Genomic DNA, 20,391 nt, shown 5'->3' on the forward strand with positions numbered 1-20,391 from the left:
ACCATACCCACATCGATGCCCCACCGCCCACCCCTGCCACCGGTTGCTTACACGGCGGTAACCGACAGTGGGGGCGTTCGGCGCGGAGCACTGTGCCTAACGCAGCGCCTCCGGACACGAAACGCGGCGGCCGCCGGGAGAAAAATCTCCCGGCGGCCGCCGTTTCGTCGCTTTCATCCACCAGTCGGCAGACGCTCTCCACCACCGGTCAGCAGATGGGGATGCCGTTCTTGCAGGCGATCTTGATGTTCGCCTCGTGTTCGGCGAACGTCTTCCCATACGCCGTCTTGCCCTTGTCGTCGATCGTCACGAAGAAGAAGTAGGGGCTCTTCTTCGGGTTCATCGCGCCACGCAGAGCCACGTCACCGGGGTTGCTGATCGGGGTGATCGACATGCCGGGGACGTTGTACCGGTACGGGTTGTTCTCGCCGTGCATCTCGGAGATGGTCAGCTTCTCCGAGGACTTGCCCTCCTTGCCGTTCAGCCGCAGCCAGTAGTTGACCGTGCTGTCGAGCTGCAGGCAGTTGCAGGGGAAGTCACCGGTGTAGACCCGGTTGTACAGCACCCGGGCGATCGGGCCCATGTCCTCGGCGAGAAGGCCCTCCACCTGCGCGATGGACGCGGCGACCAGCGCCTCGTACGGCGAGATGTTGAGCTTCTCCTGCACCGTGTCGACGAACTTGATCTTTTCCATCTCGTTCAGGAAGTTCTTGATGAAGATCTTGAGGATGCTCTCGGCCGTGGCGTCCTTGGGAATCTCGTACGTCGCCGGGTAGAGGAAGCCCTCGATCGACGTCTTGTCGACCTTGATGCCGTCCTTGCGCTTGAACCACTCGGCCGGCATGCCCAGCCCGGCGGGGTCCTTGGCGGCCTTCACGAAATCCGCCCGGTCGATCCCGGTCGCCTCGGCCAGCTTGTCGAACACCTGCATGGACGTCCACCCCTCGGGGATGGTCACCGTGCTGACGTTCTTGTTCTTCAGGTCGAGCAGCATCAGGAGAGCGTCGCTCGCCTTCATCTGCTTCTTGAGCTTGTACTCCCCGACCTGGATCTTCTGGCTGTCGGCGTTGTCCTTGGCCGCGCTCACGAACGCCTTCGCGCTCTCCACCACGCCCGCCTCGTACAGCGTGTTCGCGATGGCCGTGGCGCTGTCGCCCTCCTTGACCTCGACGATCGCCTCACCCGAACCGGGCCCGGCGTAATCGGCGCCGCCGAAGAAGCCCTTCACCTTGTCGTAGCCGTACCAGGCGCCACCACCGAGAGCACCGAAGAGCACCAGAACCATGAAGAAAGCCAGAAAGGTCCTGCCGCCCCCCTGCTTCTTACGATGTCGCCATCGCCCGGGGTCCTCGTTGTCCTCGAATTTGAGGTCCTGCTGCTCGTCGATCAATTAGCTCTGCCTCCGCTGCGCGTTGAGCCAACTCTGCAGAATCTCGACAGCCGCCGCCTGATCCACCACGGCACGCTGTCGCCGGCCCTTGACGCCCCGCTCGGACAGCCTGCGGCTGGCGACGACGGTGGACATGCGCTCGTCGGTCAGCACGACCGGCAACGGGGCGACCAGCTCACTGAGCCGGTCAGCATACGCACGGACGTGGCCGGCCGCCACGCCCTCGCGCCCGTTGAGCGCCACCGGAAGACCGACCACGAACTCGACCGCCTCGTGCTCGGCCGCCAGCCGGATCAGTTCCGTCATGTCCGTCGGCGTGCCGTCCGCGGCGGTCTCCCGGTCACGGGGCACGGTCATCACCGGACTGGCCAGGATGCCGTCGGGATCGCACTTGGCGACCCCGACACGCACCTGGCCCACGTCCACGCCGAGGCGAACGCCCCGAACGAAGGTCTGCGTCACGCCTTCATCCTGCACAGCTGCAACACGCGCCTCCAAGTCCGATCAAGCTTTGGTGCGAAGAGTAGCCACCGATCGGCCGGAGCCGCTATCAGCTCGCTTCGATGATCGCCTTCTCGATCGCGCCCAAGAGCTTAGCGGCATCCCCGGCGGGCACGCCGCCACCCTGAGCAAGGTCCGCATTGCCCCCGCCACGACCCGAGAGAGCCGCCTTGACCAGGTCGGACGCCGCCAGGCCACGCTCACGCGCCGCACTGTTGATCGCCACGATGAGTGACGCCTTGCCATTGGCACGCGCCGTCACCGCCACCACAGCAGGGCGTGATCCATCGATCTTGCCGCGGATCTCCTGCGCCAGGGTCCGGACGTCGTTGCCGCCGGCACCCTCCGGCGCCTCGGTCCCGACATACGCCACGCCGCCCAGATCCTTCGCCTGCTCGGCGAGCGTCGCCGCGCCGCCCAGCACCATCTGCGCCCGGAGCTTCTCCAGCTCCTTCTCCGCGTCGCGCAGCGCCGTGACGGTCTGCTCGACCCGGTCCGGTACCTGATCCACCGGAACCTTCAGCAGCTCCGCCAGACGCGACACCAGGTCACGTTCCCGGGCCAGGTAGCGGAACGCCTCGATGCCGGTGACCGCCTCGACACGACGCTGCCCGGCACCCACCGACGACTCGCCGGTGATCGCCAACGTGCCGATCTGCGCCGACCGGTCGACGTGGGTGCCACCGCACAGCTCACGGGAGAACGGGCCACCGATCTCGACCACCCGGACCGTGTCGTCGTACGTCTCGCCGAACAGCGCGATCGCACCCAGCTCCTTGGCCTCGCCCAGCGTCATCAGCTTCGCGCTGACCGGCAGGTCGGAACGGATCGCCCGGTTGGAGACCTCCTCGATCTCGCTGCGGGTCACCGGCGACAGACCGCCACGCCACGCGAAGTCCAGACGCAGATAACCCGGCCGGTTGTACGAACCCGACTGCAGCGCGGTGGGGCCGAGCACCTCACGCAGCGCCGCGTGGATCACGTGCGTGCCGGAGTGCGCCTGACGCGCACCGACCCGCCACTCGTGGTCGACCTGGGCGTGCACGCCGTCGTCGACCGCCAGCTCACCCTCGAGCACCCGCACCTTGTGCGCGACCAGGCCCTTGACCGGACGCTGCACGTCGATCACCTCGGCCTTCGCGCCCGGCGCGACGATCGTGCCCGCGTCCGGCGCCTGACCACCCGACTCCGCGTAGAACGGGGTCTTGTCCAGGAACACCGTGACGATCTCACCGGACGCGGCCGTGGTGACCGGACCCTGCTCGCCGAGGATGCCCAGCACCCGCGAATCGGTCTCCAGCGTCTGGTACGCCAGCCAGTCGGTCGGCCCGTGCGCGTCCAGCACCGTCCGGAACACCGACAGGTCCGCGTGGCCGGTCTTGCGCGCCTTCGCGTCCGCCTTGGCCCGCGACCGCTGGTCGGCCATCAGCGCCCGGAAACCGTCCTCGTCGACCTTCAGGCCCTGCTCGGCCGCGATCTCCAGGGTCAGGTCGATCGGGAAGCCGTACGTGTCGTGCAGCTGGAACGCCTTGTCGCCGGCCAGCTTCGCGCCGCCCGCCTTCTTGGTGTCACTGATCGCGGTGTCCAGGATCGTGGTGCCCGCCTTCAGCGTCGAGCGGAAGGTGTCCTCCTCCGCATACGCCTGGTCGGAGATCCGCGCGAAGTCGGTCGCCAGCTCCGGGTACGACGGGGACATGCAGTCCCGCGCGATCGGCAGCAGGATCGGCAGCGCCGGGTCCTGCCAGCCGAGCAGCCGGATCGCCCGGATCGCCCGGCGCATGATCCGGCGCAACACGTAGCCGCGTCCCTCGTTGGACGGGGTGACGCCGTCGCCGATCAGCATCAGCGCGGTCCGCACGTGGTCGGCGATCACCCGCAGGCGTACGTCGTCGGGGTGCGACTCGCCGGCCACCTGACCCGAGTTCGCGCCGTACTTCTTGCCGGTGAGCTCCGCCGCGCGGGCCAGCACCGGGTGCACCTCGTCGATCTCGTAGAGGTTGTCGACACCCTGCAGGATCGACGCGATGCGCTCCAGGCCCATGCCGGTGTCGATGTTCTGCTTCGGCAGGTCACCGACGATGGTGAAGTCTTCCTTGCTGCGCACGTCGGTGATCTCGTACTGCATGAAGACCAGGTTCCAGAACTCCATGAACCGGTCCTCGTCGACCTCCGGGCCGCCGTCCTTGCCGTAGGCCGGACCACGGTCGTAGAAGAGCTCCGAGCACGGGCCGGCCGGGCCGGGGATGCCCATCGACCAGTAGTTGTCCTTCTTGCCGCGGCGCACGATCCGCTCGAGCGGCACGCCCTGCGCCTTCCACAGCTCGAACGCCTCGTCGTCGTCGTGGTAGACGGTCGGCCAGATCCGCTCCGGGTCGAGACCGTAGCCGCCCTCGTCGACCGACTTCGTCGACAGCTCCCAGGCGAGCTTGATCGCGCCTTCCTTGAAGTAGTCCCCGAACGAGAAGTTGCCGTTCATCTGGAAGAACGTGCCGTGCCGGCTGGTCTTGCCGACCTCGTCGATGTCCGGCGTCCGGATGCACTTCTGCACGCTCGCCGCCCGCGCGTACGGCGGGGTGCGCTGTCCCAGGAAGAACGGCACGAACTGCACCATGCCGGCGTTGATGAACAGCAGGTTCGGGTCTTCGATGGCGGGCAGCGGGGCACTCGGGACCACCGTGTGCCCGTTCGCCTCGAAATGCGCCAGGAAGCGCCGCTTGATCTCCGCCGTCTTCATCGATGTCCCTCCTGCGAGCCGTATCCCGCGTCCTCGCGGAGATCGGCGAATTTGTCCTCATACAGCTCCCCCGCGGCGAACGCCTGGTGGATCTGCTGTTCCCGCTCGGCCATGCCTTCGCGGACGTCTTCCACGAAGCTACGCACCGACTCGACGAGGCCGCCAGCGGATTCCGACAGCGACGTGGCGATGCCGGTCGGAGTGAACTCCTCGGCCTTGCGGGTCAGCTTGTGCACGATGAGGGCACCGACGGCCAGACCGGCGCCGAGCCAGAGCAGACGCTTCATGACTATCTCCCTAGCGGCTAGCGGGCGGCCTTGCGGCGCTGCTTGATGGCGGCGCGAACCTCGCGCTCGTCCTCGGCGGACCGGCGGGCGGCCGACGCCTTACGCAGGCCGTACCCGAACGAGGCCACCTTGACCAGCGGGTTGGCGGCGGCGGCGGACACCACGGTCACCAGGTTGGCGACGTTGGCCGTCACGTTCTGGGCGTGCTCGGTCATCGTGTCGACCTTGGCGAGCTGCACGTTGACGCCGTCCAAAGAGACCTGAACCTGACCGAGCGCGGTGTTCACATTCTCCACCGTGGTGTTCACGTTGCCGAGCAGCGGCCCGGTGCGGTCCACCGTGTCGTTGATCGCACGGGTCGCGGCGTCGATCGTGCGGCCCAGCTTCAGGATCGGGACAGCGAGCACGAGGACGAGCATCAGGAAGGCGCCCGCCGCGATCAGACCTGCGATTTCTCCGGCATGCATGTGGCGCGTCTCCTCTGGTGGTGGTCACGGGTTCGGCGGGACATCGTGGGAGACCCTACCGTCCGTGACCACCGGTCGCCTCACGACGCCTCGGGTGTCGGCTCCAAGAGGGGATCGTCCAGGTCGACCACCGGCTCCGGGGTCTCCCCGACCGGCCCGGGAGTGGTCTCGGTCTGGCCGCGGGTGTCGCCGATCGCGTTCTGCACCTTGATGCTGACCGTCGATCCGACGCACGACGCCGGATCGGCCGCCGCCTCGGCCTGCGCCTGCGCCTCCTCGTCGGTGGTCGAAGGGATGGCGTCCGCCGCGATCTGGTCGACGGCGCAGCCCGGCAGGCTCACGAACAGGTCCAGGTTGAGCTCGTCACGTTTCCAGCAGCTGTAGGTGCCGTCCTCGGCGCGGATCGGCGTCTCCGGGCACTCGGCGACCTTCCACTGCGTCCACCCGGCCTTCTTGAGCGCCGTCGTCCACGCCTCCGAGGTCTCCTGGAACGGCTTCTCGGACGCGGTCACCCGTTCGCGGAACCGGCACTCCATGAAACACCAGTCGTTGCCGTTGCGCCGGTCCTCGGTCTCCGCGGCGGCCCACGACGGCACGTTCAGCTCATCGAGTGACGCGAAGACCGGGTCGCTGCTCATCGCCCGGATCCCGAAGAACATCGGCAGCACCAACAGGACGACCACGGCCACCGAGGACAACGTGATCACCCGCAGGCGCCGCTGGGTGCGCAGCTTGCGGCGTAGTTCGGCACCGGCACCCCGCAGACCACCGGCGGCCTCGGCGTCCTCCTCGTCCCCGGCACCGGACGTCCCGGCCGGGAGGGCGAGCGCGGTCCGGGCGGCGGGCAGGGCCGGACGGCCACCCACGCGAGCTGCCGCGACGGCCTCACCGCCGGCACTCGCGCCGGGTGCGTCGTCATCCTCATGCCGGGGTACGCCCGGAGCACCGTCCCGTGCACCGGCCGGAGCCCGGGAGCCGTCACCCGGTCCGGCAGGGCTCCCGCCGGGAACCCGTGCGGCACCCGCGGCGTCGTCCGGTCCCGGCACAGCCCGTCCGGGCACGACCGCACCGGCACGGGCCGCCTTGACGACCGCGCCGCCACGGGCGGGTCCACCAGCCGGGCCGGAACCGGGCACCGAAGCGCCACCTCGGGCAGGTCCGTCCGGTCCGGAACCGGGCACGGAGGCGCCACCGCGGGCGGTCCCATCCGGTCCGGAGCCCGGCACGGACGCGCCGCCTCGGGCGGGTCCACCGTCCGGGCCGCCCGCCGCGCGTCCGGGCACGACAGCCCCACCACGCGCCGGACTGCTGTCCGGGCCGGAACCGGGCACCGAAGCGCCACCACGGGCGACTCCACCGTCCGGGCCGTCGTCGGCGCCCATCCGGCCGTGCACGATCGCGCCGCCACGCGCCGGTCCACCGTCCGGGCCGCCCGCCGCACGTCCGGGCACGACAGCCCCACCACGCGCGGAACCGTCCTCAGCGCCCGCTCCGGGCCGACCGGGCACCGCGGCACCACCGCGCACGGGGGCAGCGCCACCACGCGCGGAACCGTCCTCAGCGCCCGCTCCGGGCCGACCGGGAACCGCGGCACCGCCACGGGCCGGACCATCGTCACCGTTCGCTCCGGGCCGTCCCGGGACCACGGCGCCACCACGTGCGGCCGCACCCGGTCGTCCACTCTCCGAGGCAGGCCGGCCGGGCACCGCGGCGCCGCCACGGGCCGGGCCGTCCCCAGCACCGGCACCGGGCACGGCGGCGTCCGGGCGCGCCGGGGCCACCGCCGCGGACCTGGCCGTGCCGGTGTCCGGGCGCGCGGGCTTCCCCCCGGCTGCTCCGGAAGTGCCGGCGTCCGGTCGTCCCGGTGCCACCACGGCGGCGGCTCCGGCCGTACCGGCCGGGTCCGGCGGGTCGTCGTCCGATGAGCCGCCTTCGTGCCAGCCTTCGTCGGAATCGCCGGCGTCGTCACGGGCCCGGCGACGGCCCCCGGGCGGTCCGGACGGCATGCTGCGGTCCGGGCCGATCTGACTCTGGCCGCCCTGCTGCAGACCCGGCGGGAGACCGCCCTGGTGCAGCGCGCCCGGGTTGACACCCGGATTCGGTCCGCCCTGGTAGGGCCCGTTCTGCTGTGGGCCGTTCTGCGGCCCCGGCCCACGGCGGGGCGCACCGGGACGCTGGATCACGCCGGAGGTGCTGTCCGCCATCGCGCCGGCCCGTCCGGGCAGCGCCGGGGTACGGGCACCCTCACGACCGGGCACGACCGGCGGGACCGCGGCCGCGGCACGCACCGGGCGGCCGTCGCCGGGCCCGATCCGCCGCGGACCGGTCACCCCGGAACCACTGGCCGGGTCGACGACACCGCTGTTCGGCTCGTCGGCCTCCTCCGCGGCACGGCGGGCAGCCCGGGTACGCGGCTCACCGGGCCGGACCAGGTCGTGCGCCCCGGTGTGCGACCCCGGGCGGACGATGCCGTGCGCGCCGGTGTGCGAACCGGGACGGACCAGACCGTAGGAACCGGTGTCGGACCGCGGCGCCCCGTCGTCCGGAGCACCGTGCCGGCCGGATCGCTGCTCGCCGGGACCCTGGCCCCAGCCGCCATCGCTGTCGGGCCCGGCATGACCACCCCGGGCGATCCGGCCGTGGCGTCCGGTCGACTCCTCGCCGGCCTGCGGGTAGCCGCCGGCCGAACCCTGCTGCTCATCGTCGTCGGGCCGCGCGCGGCGACCACGGCGGGACCGCTCTTCCGGGGCGCCGTACTGGCCACGGGGGCCGCCGGGCAACGGGCCCGACTGGTTGACCTCGTCGTACCCGGGCATCGGCCCGGACTGGCCCGCGTCGAACCCGCCGGTCCGGTGCGCCGACTCGTAGCCCGCACCGGCCGGGTCGTAGCCCGGGCCCGCCGGGTCGTAGCCGCCCGGGTTGGCCCGTCCCCGCGGGATCGGACCGGAACGCTCGGACTCGTCGTAACCGGCCGGGTTCACCTGCCCCCGCGGAATCGGGCCCGAACGCTCGGACTCGTCGTAACCGGCCGGATTCGCACGGCCACGCGGAATCGGGCCGGACTGTCCGGACGGGTCGTAGCCCGCCGGGTTGGCCCGCCCCCGCGGGATCGGACCCGACTGGCTGCCCGGGTCGTAACCACCACGGCCACCCGAGACCGGGTTCACCTGGCCGGACGCGTCGTAACCACCGCGACCACCGGAAACCGGGTTCACCTGACCCGACGGGTCATAGCCACCACGGCCGCCCGAAACCGGATTCACCTGACCACGGCCGCCGGAAACCGGGTTCGGCTGGCCGGACGGGTCGTAGCCCGCCGGATTGGCGCGCCCACGCGGGATCGGACCCGACTGGTTGACTTCGTCGTAGCCGGCCGGGATCGCACGGCCACGCGGAATCGGACCCGACTGGTTGGCCTCGTCGTAACCGGCCGGGTTGGCACGTCCACGGGCCCCGGGGATCGGGCCGGACTGGTTGACTTCGTCGTAGCCGGGAATCGGGCCGGACTGGTTCACCGCGTCGAACCCGCCGGGCGGCGGGGGCACCGAGGCGCGGCCGGGCGCACCGTCCGGGCGGAACCGGTCCCGGGCCGGGCCGGCCGGAGACGTCGGACGGATACCCGGGGAGACCGGGCGGACGCTGGAACGGGCGACCGGGATCTCCGGCGCATTGCCGGATAGCGGGACGATCGGGCCTGCGGGCTGCCCACCACCGGCACCCGGACCACCGAACCCAGGACCACCGGCACCGGGACCACCGGCGCCAGGCCCACCGAACCCGGGGCCACCGGCCGCGCCGGGACCACCAAAGCCGGGGCCACCAGCGTTGGGTCCACCGAAGCCAGGAGCCGTGCCGGACGGCGCGCCGAAGCCGGGTACGTCCTGGTCGGCGTCGATCTGCCGACGGCTGTGGCCGGGCTCGACCGGTTCGGGACGGCCACGCTGCGGCGGACCACTGCGGCGGGCGCCGGGCGGCAACTGCGCCGAAGCCGGGCCGGCCGACATCTGCCCAGGCTGCCCCGGACCCATCGAACCGGGCTGTCCCGGACCCATCGGCCCAGGCTGTCCCGGACCCATCTGACCAGGCGGCATCTGACCAGGCGGCATCTGACCGGGGTGACCCGGGCCCATCTGACCGGGCCGCATCGGGCCAGTCATCTGACCAGCGTGTCCGGGCTGACCGGGCGGCATCTGGCCGGGCTGGAAGGGGGCACGGCCCTGTCCGGGCACCTGAGCGGAACCCGTGCCGGGCGGAGTCTGACCAGGGATCTGGCCGGCGGGAACCGGACGCGGACCGCCGGGAACCTGCTCCGGCGGCACCTGTCCGGGCTGGGCCGCGCCACGCGCGCCGACCGCACCGGGGTTGACCGGAACAGATCGGTGCCCCGGACCCATCTGACCGGGACCGCCCGCGCCGGGACCCATCTGCCCTGGAGCCATCTGGCCTGGAGCCATCTGGCCGCCGGAACCCGCCTGACCGGGCGCCACCTGACCGGGACCGCCGGCACCGGGGCCCATCTGACCGGGACCCGCCTGACCGGGGCCGCCGGCACCGGGGCCCATCTGACCGGGACCCGCCTGACCGGGGCCGCCGGCACCGGGGCCCATCTGACCGGGGCCGCCCTGGCCCGCACGCGGGCCCATCTGTCCCATACCGGGCTGCCCAGGACCACCCCTGCCGGGCTGACCGGGACCACCCATGCCGGGCTGACCGGGACCACCCATGCCGGGCTGACCGGGAACTCCCATACCGGGCTGACCGGGACCCTGCTGGCCCGGCTGACCGCCGAACCCGGGGCCCTGCGGACCACCGAAGGATCCGGAACCCTGCTGGCCGAAACCCTGCTGACCCGCCGCCCCGTCAGGACCGGCACCGAAACGGCCGGGCCGCTGACCGAGACCGCCGGGAGCACCCGGGCCGCCAGGTCCACCCGGGCCGCCAGGTCCACCCGGGCCGCCAGGTCCACCCGGGCCGCCAGGTCCACCCGGACCACCGAAGCCACCAGGAGCGCCCATGCCGCCGGGTCCACTCATGCCCCCGGGTCCGCCCATGCCGCCGGGAGCGCCCATGGCGGGGCCACCGGAGACCGGACCGGGACCGGTCGGGGCGCCCGACACCGGGCCGGGGCGATGCCCCTGCTCGTCGGCGTCAGGACCGGCACCGCGGGACGGGTCGCCGTCCTCGTCGTCGCCGGGCATGAAGAAGTCGTCGTCCGGGGCGTCGTCCGGGCCGGGGGCGACCCGGCCGGACTTGCTGGTCCGGGCCATCTCGCCGGGCGAGGCGCCCGGGCCGATCGCGACCCGGTCCTGCTTCGCCGTGCGCAGGTCGTCGAGCCAGCCGGTCTCCTCCTGCGGGATCACCTCGGGGACCATCGGCTGTTCGGGACGTCCGCGGCCGAAGCGGAGGCGACCTCTGCCGGTCTTCTCCGCCTTCTGGCCGGCGTCCTCGTCGGGCTGATCGGGACCCCGCGATTTCACGGCTGTTCCTCCCCGGCAGTGTCGCCGCTGTCGTCTGTCGTGCCGGCGTTCGCCGCACTCGTTGCCGTTGATGACACACCGTCTGCTACGGTCTCGGGACCGTCCGCTGTCGCGTCCGGAGCGGATCCCGCCAGGGACTGTGCTGCGTCCACGGCCTGGTCACCACTCGAGCCCGCCGCGGACCGTGACGCATCCACGACTTGCTCACCACCCGAGCCCGCCGCGGACTGTGCTGCGTCCACGGCCTGCTCACCACTCGAGCCCGCCACGGACTGTGACGCATCCACGGCTCGTTCACCACCCACCGCGTGGTCGGCTCCGTCCGCCGAAGCGGTCGTCGCCGTGGTCGCCACGGTGGTGGCGGTCGCACGCGGAGCCGGGCCGAGACCTCGCACAATCCGGCGAAGACGCGGGACCCTCTCTCCCACCGCGCGTTCCGCGCCGTGGTCGGTCGGCCGATAGTAGTCGGTGCCGACGAGATCGTCCGGCGCGTACTGCTGGCGCACGACGCCACGCTGGTCGTCGTGCGGATAACGGTATCCCCGCCCGTGGCCCAGGCCTTTCGAGCCGGAGTAGTGCGCGTCCCGCAGATGGGCCGGCACCGCCCCGCCGCGACCTTTGCGGACGTCGGTGATGGCCTCGCCGATGGCGGTGGTGACGGTGTTGGATTTCGGCGCGGTGGCCATGTGCACCACGGCCTGCGCCAGGTTGAGCTGTGCCTCGGGCATGCCGATGAGCTGCACGGCCTGGGCGGCCGCGGTGGCCACCAGCAGCGCCTGCGGGTCGGCCATGCCGACGTCCTCACTGGCGAAGATCACGATGCGCCGGGCGATGAACCGCGGGTCCTCGCCGGCGACCAGCATCCGGGCCAGCCAGTGCAGCGCGGCGTCCGGGTCGCTGCCCCGCATGCTCTTGATGAATGCGCTGGTCACGTCGTAGTGGGCGTCGCCGTCCCGGTCGTAGCGGACGGCCGCCACGTCCACGGCGCGTTCCGCGGTGGCGAGATCGATCTCACGCGCGCCCTGTGCCTGGGCGGATCCGGCCGCGGCTTCGAGCGCGGTCAGCGCCTTGCGGACGTCACCGGACGCCAGGCGTACCAGATGGTCCTCTGCTTCGGCGGTGAGCGTGACCGCGCCGCCCAGACCGCGCCCGTCGGTGACCGCGCGCCGGATGAGACCGCGGACGTCGTCCTCCTCGAGCGCCTGCAGGGTCAGCAGCACGCAGCGGGAGAGCAGGGGCGAGATCACCGAGAAGTACGGGTTCTCGGTCGTCGCCGCGAGCAGCGTGACCGTGCGGTCCTCGACCGCGGCGAGCAGCGAGTCCTGCTGGGTCTTGCTGAAGCGGTGCACCTCGTCGATGAAGAGCACGGTGGGCGGGCCGCCGTAACGGCGCTCGCGGCGCGCGGTGTCGATCACCGCACGGACGTCCTTGACGCCCGCGGTGAGCGCGGACATCGCGACGAACTTGCGGTCCGTGGCGTTCGCCACCAGGTGGGCGATCGTGGTCTTGCCGGTGCCCGGCGGGCCCCACAGGATGACCGACATCGGACTCGAGCCGGTGACCAGCTGGCGCAGCGGGGCGCCCGGGGCGAGCAGGTGCTCCTGACCGATGAGCTCGTCGAGGCCGACCGGGCGCATCCGCACCGGCAGCGGCGCGTCAGCGGCGGGTGCCCCGAAACCGGACGCCTCGGCGCCGGTGGGTGCGACCCGATCGCCGGGTGACGCCAGTGAGAAGAGCCCGTCCGTTTCCATCGCATCCGACAGTACCGGGGGTTCGGAGCAGTGCCGAAATCGCGATCGTCCGCGGGCCGGGGACGTGCTACTACGCGACCGGCCCGTCCCGGTGCCCGGTTCGTGGATCGCGGGGGAACAGGTCCCCGCGCGATCCACGAACCGGACCGGAACAGGCCGGATGCGGCGGATGAACGGCAGCGGTCAGCCTCGGCCGGGACGACGGCCGTAGAAGCGACGGCCGGAGCCGGTGCCGCCGGAGGAGGCCCGCGGTCCGCTGCCGATGCCCGCCAGGTAGAGCGAGAGCAGCAGCAGGCCGAGCGAGGCCATGGTCGGGAAGTTGAAGAGATCGGGGGCGCCGAAGTTGGTGTCGAGCAGGTCGGCGAGAAGCCAGATGCCGAAGACTACGGCGGCGGCGATGGCGAGCATCGGAATCCTCCGGGGGTCAGAGAGCCTGTGACTCGGAGGTACCCGAGTGGGAGGGCTCCCGAAACGCGGTTCTTTCCCGGACGAGATAGAGGGGTGCCGCTGCTGCCAGAACGATCGCACCGGTCATGATCGCCGCTGGGGTGCCGGCCCGGGCCGCGACGGCGGTGAGGACGATCGATCCGATCGCGAAGCCGGGCTGTCCCAGCATCGAGTTCAGCGAGAGCAGACTCGCCCGGTACTCCCCCTCGGCCTGCCGGTGCAGCAGTGCCGCGTGCACCGGGTTCGCCGCGCCGTGCACCGCATAGGTGAGCAGGAACGCGGCGATCAGGCCGGCCGGGCCGCCGGCCAGACCCATGCCGAGGATGGTCGCGCCCTGCACCAGGCGCAGCGTGAAGCCGGTCCAGGGTGCACCGATCCGCTGGGTGAGCAGCGGGACCACGGCAGCGCCGGCGGCCGAGGCGGCCCAGGCCACCGAACTGACCGGGCCCATCAGGGCGGCTGCGGCGTCCGGGTCGGCGGTGACCTCGCTGAGCCGCAGCGGCATCAGCTTCTCGAAAGTGACCATGCCCACGCTCCAGAGCAGCTCCACGCCGATCAGGGCGAGCACCACCCGGGACCGGCGGACCAGCCCGAGCGCGCCGCCGATCGCCGTGGGCACGCCCCGGATCGAGGCGACCAGGGCGGCCGCCCCGCGCGCCGGGCGTTCCTCGGTCATCAGCAGCGCCACCGCCACCGTGGCCGCCACGCTCAGCACCAGGGCGACCAGCACCGGCAGGGTCAGCGCGCTCACCGGCCCGAGGGGCCCGAGCCAGATCAGGCCGCCGCTGATCAGGGCCGCGCCGGAGATGGACAGGCCGACCACGACGCCGCTGCGGCTGAGCGCCGTCTCCAGGTCGGCCGCCGGGTCGGCGGCCAGTGCCCGGTCCACGAACCAGGCCTCCAGCGGCCCGCTGTCCAGCGCCCGGTAGACGCCCTGCAGGAAGTAGGCGGCGCCGAAGAGCAGGGCCGAGGAGGCCGACGCGATCAGCGCCAGCGAGACGACGTTGACGACACCGGCGAGCAGCAGCACCGGGCGGCGGCCGAGCGCGTCGGTGAGGCCGCCGGTGGGGAGTTCGAGGAAGAGGACGGTGAAACCCTGGATCGCGGCGAGGGAACCGATCTGGGCGATGCTGAGGCCCCGCTCGAGGGGGAGCAGGACGAGGACCGGGATGGTGAGACCGACCGGGAACCATCGCATCCCGATCAGGACCAGGAAACGGAGCCGGGCCTGCGCGAGCGTCATCTGTCGCCCTCCTCCGTGGGGGTGACGGCGTCGCGCCGGCGGGGCAGCGCGGCCAGGTAGAGCGAGACCGGGCGGGCGCCGGGCTGCGGATCGGTGCGTCCGGCCAGACCGTGCCGCATGACCACCTCCTCGATCTCGGCCATCAGGGTGCGCAGCTGCTCGGGGGTGAGCTCCATGAAGTAGTCGCTGAGCTCGCCGGAGTCGCGCCACTCGGCGGGCTCGTCGGCGACGCCACGACGCCACTCGCCGGCCAACTCGACGAACCGGTTGACCTGGAACGCCTCCATCCACTCGACGGCCGCGGTGGCATCCGGATCACCGGCGAAGTTGCTGCGCCGCCAGCTCGACATGTCGTGCTCGGCCCGCCAGAAACGGCGCCGGCCGGTGCCCGGGCGCTCCTCCTCGACGACCAGGCCCACCTCGGCGAGCCGGCGCAGGTGGTAGCTGGTCGCGCCGGTGTTGGTGCCGAGCAGCTCGGCGAGCCGGGTGGCGGTGGCCGGGCCCTCGGCGCGCAGCCGGCCGAGCAACTGCACGCGGAGTGGATGGGCGAGGACGCGGATCTGCCGGCCGCTGAGGTGGACCTGGGTGACATCTTCCGTCATGAGTGCACAATAACTGTGCACATAAGTTATGCACAAGTTCTTTGCACGCATGATTCATCGATGGGCTTGAACTGAAGTCGGGTTCAGGTCGCAGAGTCGAAAGATGACCGACCACACCCTGGACGAGGCACTGCACCGGCTACGCGACACCGGGCCGGAACGCGACGGCTGGCTCTCCAACCACGGGCCGATGGCCGCCGAAACGCTGATCCGACACGGTCACGGCGAGAGCGTGCACCGATGGCTGGACGACTACCGGCCCCGGCTGGAGCAGGTGCCGCGGGGCATCGCCGCGATCCGGCCGCAGGAGTGGCGTGACCCGCTCGGCGACCCGGTGCGGACCGGGGACTGGCTGACGTTCTTCGCCCGGGAGACGACGCTGGCGCCGTGGCGGGACGTGCTGGTCACATGGTGGCCGCGACTGCTGCCGGGCATCGCCGCGGGCGCCACTCACGGGGTGATCCGGGTCGGGCATGCGGTGCGGGCACTGCTCGAGGAGGAGACCCCGGAACGGGTCGGCGAACTGGGCCGGGGCCTGGCCTACTGGGCGGCCCGGTGGCAGCCGCTCGCACCGGCCGGGAAAGGGCCGTACCGGGCGTCGGATCCGCGGACCGCACTGGACGCGGTGCCCCGGGTGCCGGATCAGCGGTTCGGGGTGCGGAACCGGCTCTCCCAACTGGCCACGATGCCGGACTGGGCGGAGACGGCCGGGGCGGTGCCGGCGGTGACCTCGCCCGCGGCTTCGGATCGACTGCGGGCGATCGTCGCGGCCGCGGTGCGGCGTCATCTCCATTTCGGGTACGGGAGCCCGATCATGCTCGTGCACGCGGCGACGGCACCGGCCGCCGTGGCACGGGTACTGCCGGCGTTGCCACCGTCGATGGCGGGCGCGAGCGTGGCGGCGGCATGGGCGGCCACGGCGGCGATCACGGCCGCCTACAGTCCGGCCGAACCCGACCCGCGGACGGCGGCGATCCGCTCGGCACCCTCGGACGGAACGTCGACGTCCTCCGGAATCGCCACCGCATCGCCCGAACCGGCCGCCCTGCTCGAGCGGTCGGGTTCGTCGGCGCGGCCGCCGGCGCGATCGTCAGCGTGGCCGTCAGCGCGGCCGCCGACACGATCGTCAGCGCGATCGTCGGCGCGGCCGGCTGCTGACGTGTTCGCGCGGGCCGCCGGGAGCGGGGACGCCCACGCGATCAAATTCGCGGATGCCGCGGTGGAGACGTGGAGCGTCGCCGGTGATCCGGGACTGCTCGCGGCCGCTGAACGCGCCACGGAACTGATCATGGAGCAGTGAGAGGAGAAGCACCTGGGGCAGGCCGGGACGCGTAGTCGCTGAGGGAGGTGTGGCTCGTACCCCATGAGAAGCGTCAGCTGAGGCAGTCGCCCGCACCACCGGGGGGTTGTCAGTCGGCGAGCTTGAAGAGGAGCGCGGTCTCCCATTTGTGCATGTCCGGCTGCTCCGCCGGGTTCGTCAGCATCATCTCCAGGCGGCCGCCCCAGACCTCGCCGGTCGGGGTCGGGGTGACGTCCCAGGACAGGCCGTTGCGGGGCGCCCAGTCGAGCAGCCGCGCGGTGACGGCCATCAACTCGCCGGGGTGGCCGATGTGGGTGATCGTCGCGTAACGGCCGCCCGGCAGCACGTCCACGAAATCGGGTGGCTCCACCGGGATCGCGTTGGCGAGCGGAATGCCGGCTTCGACGACCATCTCCGCCGCCATGTCGATCACGCGGTAGCGGAAGAACGGTGGGCCGGCGATCGGGACGCCCTGCCGGGCCAGGCCCGCGAACATGCCGGGCAACTGGTCCGCCAGGCGGGCGAACTCGGTCATGGCGATCGATTCGCGGCGGCCGAGATAGTGCTGCGGCTCGCGAAGAACGATGGTCGGCTCCACGCTGCCAGTCTCACAGCAACGGCGGCCGGGTGCATCCCGGCCGCCGTTGAACGTTCCGCCCTCGCTCGTCAGGCGCTCGACGTTCGCCCGTCAGAGCGAGGCCGAGCTGTTCGGGCTGTTCGAGCTGTTCTCGATCAGTTGGAGTGCTGCACCGGGGCCGCCTGGCCGTCCGTTCCCGGCGCGCCCGCCGCGGACTTCGGCTTGGCGTCGATGCCGGCCTCCAGACGCTGCTGCCGGGTGATCGGCGTCGGCGCGGTGGTCAGCGGGTCGAAACCGCCCCGGGTCTTCGGGAACGCGATGACCTCACGGATCGACTCGTTGCCGCTGAGCAGCATGCAGGTCCGGTCCCAGCCGATCGCGATGCCGGCGTGCGGCGGCGGGCCGTACTTGAAGGCCTCCAGCAGGAAGCCGAACTTGTCCTCGGCCTCCTCCGGCGAGATGCCGAGCAGCGAGAACACGCGGCTCTGCACGTCGGCGCGGTGGATACGCACCGAACCGCCGCCGATCTCGTTGCCGTTGCAGACGATGTCGTACGCGTACGCGAGGGCCTTGTCCGGCGCCTCCTCGAAACGCGGCTCCCACTCCTCGTTCGGCGACGTGAACGGGTGGTGGACCGCGGTCCAGCCGCCGTCGTCGGTCTTCTCGAACATCGGCGCGTCGACGACCCAGCAGAACGCCCAGGCCGACTCGTCGATCAGCTTGGCCCGCTTGGCGATCTCGATGCGGGCCGCGCCGAGCAGTTCCTGCGCCTCCCGCCGCTCGGTGGCCGCGGCGAAGAAGACCGCGTCGCCGGGCTTCGCGCCCACGGCGTCGGCCAGGCCGGCCAGGTGCTCGGCGGACAGGTTCTTGGCCACCGGGCCCTTCGCCTCGCCGGTCTCCGCGTCGAGGACCACGTAGGCCAGACCGCGGGCGCCCCGGGCCTTCGCCCAGTCCTGCCAGCCGTCCAGCTCCTTGCGGGTCTGCGTGGCGCCACCCGGCATGACGACCGCACCGACGTAACCGCCGGCGTCGATCGCACCCGCGAACACCCGGAACGACGTGCCACGCAGGTAGTCGGTCAGCTCGACCAGCTCGACGCCGTACCGCAGGTCGGGCTTGTCGGAACCGTACCGGTTCATCGCGTCGGTCCACGTGATCCGCGGAATCGGCAGCTGAACCTGGTAGTCGGCCAGCTCGCCCCACAGCTTGCTGACGAGCTCCTCGCCGAGCGCGATGATGTCGTCCTGCGTCACGAACGACATCTCGATGTCGAGCTGGGTGAACTCCGGCTGCCGGTCGGCGCGGAAGTCCTCGTCCCGGTAGCAACGGGCGATCTGGTAATACCGCTCCATGCCGGCCACCATCAGCAGCTGCTTGAACAGCTGCGGGGACTGGGGAAGCGCATACCACGTGCCGGGCTGCAGGCGGACCGGCACCAGGAAGTCGCGGGCGCCCTCCGGCGTCGACCGGGTCAGGGTCGGCGTCTCGATCTCGTTGAAGTCGCGGGCGTGCAGCACCTCCCGCGCGATCTGGTTGGCGCGGCTGCGCAGGCGCAGAGCGTTCGCCGGACCGGAACGGCGCAGGTCCAGGTATCGGTACTTGAGGCGCAGATCGTCGGCGGCGGTGATCGTGTCGTCGATCGGCAGCGGCAGCGGAGCGGCCTCGGAGAGCACGGTCAGCTCGGACGCGACGACCTCGATCGCGCCGGTGGCCAGCTCCGGGTTCTCGTTGCCGTCCGGGCGGGCGTTGACCTCGCCGACGACCTTCACGCAGAACTCGTTGCGCAGCGCGTGCGCATCCTCCTCGCGGAAGACGACCTGCACCACGCCGGAGGCGTCCCGCAGATCGACGAAGATGACACCGCCGTGGTCGCGCCGACGCGCGACCCACCCGGCGAGCGTCACCGTCGTGCCGGCGTCGCTCGCGCGCAGAGTGCCGGCGTCATGGGTACGGATCACGGAAACGTCTCCTAACAGAGTTCGCGGGGCGCACCCGACATTCTGTCAGGCACGCCCCGCGCCGCGCGCCACGGGCCGGTCACTGCTCTGCTAATCAGCGACCCGCCAGGAGGTGACACGCAGGCCGGCGGTGCCGGTACCGCCGACGTCGACGATCTCCACGAGCGCGAGAGTGGGCGGATCGGCGGAGGTCAGCACGCAGAGCGCGGAGCCCTTCACCACCTCGAGGTCGGCGCCGGGCCCGAGCGGCCGGGTCCGGATCGCCCGCCGGCAACCGGCGGGATCGGTGCCCCGGGCGACGCGCTGCGTGACGGCGACGGCACCGGTTCCCGCACCGAGCCGGGCCGGCCGGTCGCACGGGTCGGCGTAGGTGAGGTCGGCTTTCGCCCGCTCGACGTTGACCCGGGGTTCGTCGAGGTCCACCGGCAGCTCGGCGTCGCAGCCGGCCCGGAGGGCGAGGGCTTCCGCGGGGTACGCGAGACGGTCCACTTCGACCTTCGTCTTGCCGGTGGTCGGGCTGGCCGCCGCCGACATGGATGCCAGAGATGCTTGCGGCGCGGATGGCGTCGTCGCCGGTGCTCCAGGCGCGGACGTCGCCGCCGGAGCTCCGGGCGCGGACGTCGTCCCCGCCGCTCCGGAGGCGGACGTCGTCTCCGCCCTCGTGCCCGTCGCCGCGCCCTTGGCGGCCCGCCAGGACACATATCCGGTAGCCGCCGTCGCCACCGAGAAGATCAACGCCAGTGAACTGAGCACGACCGCGACGACCAGGCCGAGGGACCACTTGCGCTTCACCGGTCTGCCGCCGGCCAGGGGTTCGGTCGGTCCGTCATTCGCCGGGGTACGCCTACCGTCACTCCCGTCCCTCCCCGCTCTTGCGGTGCGCCCGCCCGTACCCGCGCCGGCGCCCCGGGCGGGCGAATAGGCCTTGTACCCGGGCGGCCGGCCACCGCCGAGCGGGGTGACCGGTTTCCCACTGAGCCGCCCCGCGTTGCTGGGATAGATCGCACTCCCACCCACCCCCGTCCGTCCCGGCTGCGGCGTTGCTTCCGACCCCGGCGCGGGTCCCGGCGCGGGTCTCGGTGATGGTGCCGACGCCGGTCTCGGTGATGACGCCGGCGCCGGTCTCGGCGATGGTCTCGACCGCATCGGGGTGCCCCGGTCCGGCGGCAGGATCTCCGGCTCCCCGACCGCCCGGGGTTGCGGCGCCGGTCGCATCGGCACCCGTTCCGCGGCAGGCCGGCCACCCGCATCACCGGTGGTTCCGGTTATTCGTCCCGGCCCGGGCGGCTCACCCGGCGAACGGTCGGTCGGCTCATGGGCTGCACGAAAAACGGGCATCGCAGACTCCCGCAGCACAGGGGGCAAAACACTCGATCAGCTCTCAAGCACCATAAACAGTCCAGATCATGACCAGCCATCCCCCAGCTCAGCGACCGCCCCACCCCACCAGCCGCACCACCGTGACGCCTCCCACCCAGCTCACCCACCGTCACGCCTCCCACCCCGCTCGCCCGCTGTGACACCTCACCACCCAGCTCGCCCACCGGCGTCCGAGGGCGGGCGGGTGCCGGCTCCCCACCGATGCGCGGCGCTCAGTGGCCCACCCAACTCGCACACCGGAGCCATACGCCTCCATCCGATCCGTTCCCCCCATGCC

13 protein-coding genes and 1 pseudogene are annotated in these 20,391 nt (G+C 72.0%); 2 read left to right on the top strand and 12 right to left on the bottom strand.

What is annotated here, in order from left to right:
- Nucleotides 1-208: 208 nt before the first annotated feature.
- The 5 genes from mltG to WH85_RS18810 form a co-directional block, all read right to left on the bottom strand.
- Nucleotides 209-1,285, bottom strand: coding sequence for an endolytic transglycosylase MltG (mltG, locus tag WH85_RS18790; protein ID WP_425394652.1), 1,077 nt, complete (start codon nucleotides 1,283-1,285; stop codon nucleotides 209-211).
- A 105-nt stretch (nucleotides 1,286-1,390) separates the two neighbouring features.
- Entirely contained in the window at nucleotides 1,391-1,852 is a 462-nt protein-coding gene (ruvX, locus tag WH85_RS18795; RefSeq protein ID WP_045743224.1) for a Holliday junction resolvase RuvX, read from the bottom strand.
- Between the two features lie 88 nt (nucleotides 1,853-1,940).
- A complete protein-coding gene (gene alaS / locus WH85_RS18800; RefSeq protein WP_045743202.1) occupies nucleotides 1,941-4,625 on the bottom strand; it encodes an alanine--tRNA ligase in 2,685 nt (894 codons plus the stop codon).
- A complete protein-coding gene (locus WH85_RS18805) occupies nucleotides 4,622-4,912 on the bottom strand; it encodes a hypothetical protein (protein ID WP_045743203.1) in 291 nt (96 codons plus the stop codon). Before WH85_RS18805 ends, alaS begins: the two co-directional genes overlap by 4 nt.
- Nucleotides 4,913-4,929: 17 nt before the next feature.
- Nucleotides 4,930-5,379, bottom strand: a complete 450-nt coding sequence (locus WH85_RS18810) for a DUF948 domain-containing protein (protein ID WP_045743204.1) — start codon at nucleotides 5,377-5,379, stop codon at nucleotides 4,930-4,932.
- A gap of 4,379 nt (nucleotides 5,380-9,758) precedes the next feature.
- Between WH85_RS18810 and WH85_RS54370 the strand changes: the two are divergent.
- Nucleotides 9,759-9,974 (top strand): annotated as a pseudogene (locus tag WH85_RS54370) (pentapeptide repeat-containing protein); the annotation flags it as partial.
- An 878-nt stretch (nucleotides 9,975-10,852) separates the two neighbouring features.
- Here WH85_RS54370 and WH85_RS18825 read toward each other — a convergent pair.
- The 4 genes from WH85_RS18825 to WH85_RS18840 form a co-directional block, all read right to left on the bottom strand.
- A complete protein-coding gene (locus WH85_RS18825; RefSeq protein ID WP_045743205.1) occupies nucleotides 10,853-12,607 on the bottom strand; it encodes a replication-associated recombination protein A in 1,755 nt (584 codons plus the stop codon).
- A gap of 183 nt (nucleotides 12,608-12,790) precedes the next feature.
- Entirely contained in the window at nucleotides 12,791-13,015 is a 225-nt protein-coding gene (locus WH85_RS18830) for a hypothetical protein (RefSeq protein ID WP_045743206.1), read from the bottom strand.
- Between the two features lie 16 nt (nucleotides 13,016-13,031).
- Nucleotides 13,032-14,297, bottom strand: a complete 1,266-nt coding sequence (locus tag WH85_RS18835) for an MFS transporter (RefSeq protein ID WP_045743207.1) — start codon at nucleotides 14,295-14,297, stop codon at nucleotides 13,032-13,034.
- Entirely contained in the window at nucleotides 14,294-14,899 is a 606-nt protein-coding gene (locus tag WH85_RS18840; RefSeq protein ID WP_045743208.1) for an ArsR/SmtB family transcription factor, read from the bottom strand. Before WH85_RS18840 ends, WH85_RS18835 begins: the two co-directional genes overlap by 4 nt.
- A gap of 103 nt (nucleotides 14,900-15,002) precedes the next feature.
- Here WH85_RS18840 and WH85_RS18845 point away from each other — a divergent pair, with 103 nt between their 5' ends.
- Nucleotides 15,003-16,199, top strand: a complete 1,197-nt coding sequence (locus tag WH85_RS18845) for a questin oxidase family protein (RefSeq protein WP_045743209.1) — start codon at nucleotides 15,003-15,005, stop codon at nucleotides 16,197-16,199.
- 109 nt (nucleotides 16,200-16,308) lie between these two features.
- Here WH85_RS18845 and WH85_RS18850 read toward each other — a convergent pair whose 3' ends face one another.
- The 3 genes from WH85_RS18850 to WH85_RS50485 form a co-directional block, all read right to left on the bottom strand.
- Complete coding sequence (locus WH85_RS18850; RefSeq protein ID WP_052720532.1) at nucleotides 16,309-16,797, bottom strand: GyrI-like domain-containing protein; 489 nt, start codon at nucleotides 16,795-16,797, stop codon at nucleotides 16,309-16,311.
- A gap of 134 nt (nucleotides 16,798-16,931) precedes the next feature.
- On the bottom strand, nucleotides 16,932-18,734 hold the full coding sequence (gene aspS / locus WH85_RS18855) for an aspartate--tRNA ligase (protein WP_045743210.1): 1,803 nt from the start codon (nucleotides 18,732-18,734) through the stop codon (nucleotides 16,932-16,934).
- Between the two features lie 90 nt (nucleotides 18,735-18,824).
- Nucleotides 18,825-19,526, bottom strand: a complete 702-nt coding sequence (locus WH85_RS50485) for a hypothetical protein (protein ID WP_157411078.1) — start codon at nucleotides 19,524-19,526, stop codon at nucleotides 18,825-18,827.
- Nucleotides 19,527-20,391 lie beyond the last annotated feature (865 nt).

This window comes from Actinoplanes rectilineatus (genome assembly GCF_000962825.1).
GTDB lineage: Bacteria > Actinomycetota > Actinomycetes > Mycobacteriales > Micromonosporaceae > Actinoplanes > Actinoplanes rectilineatus.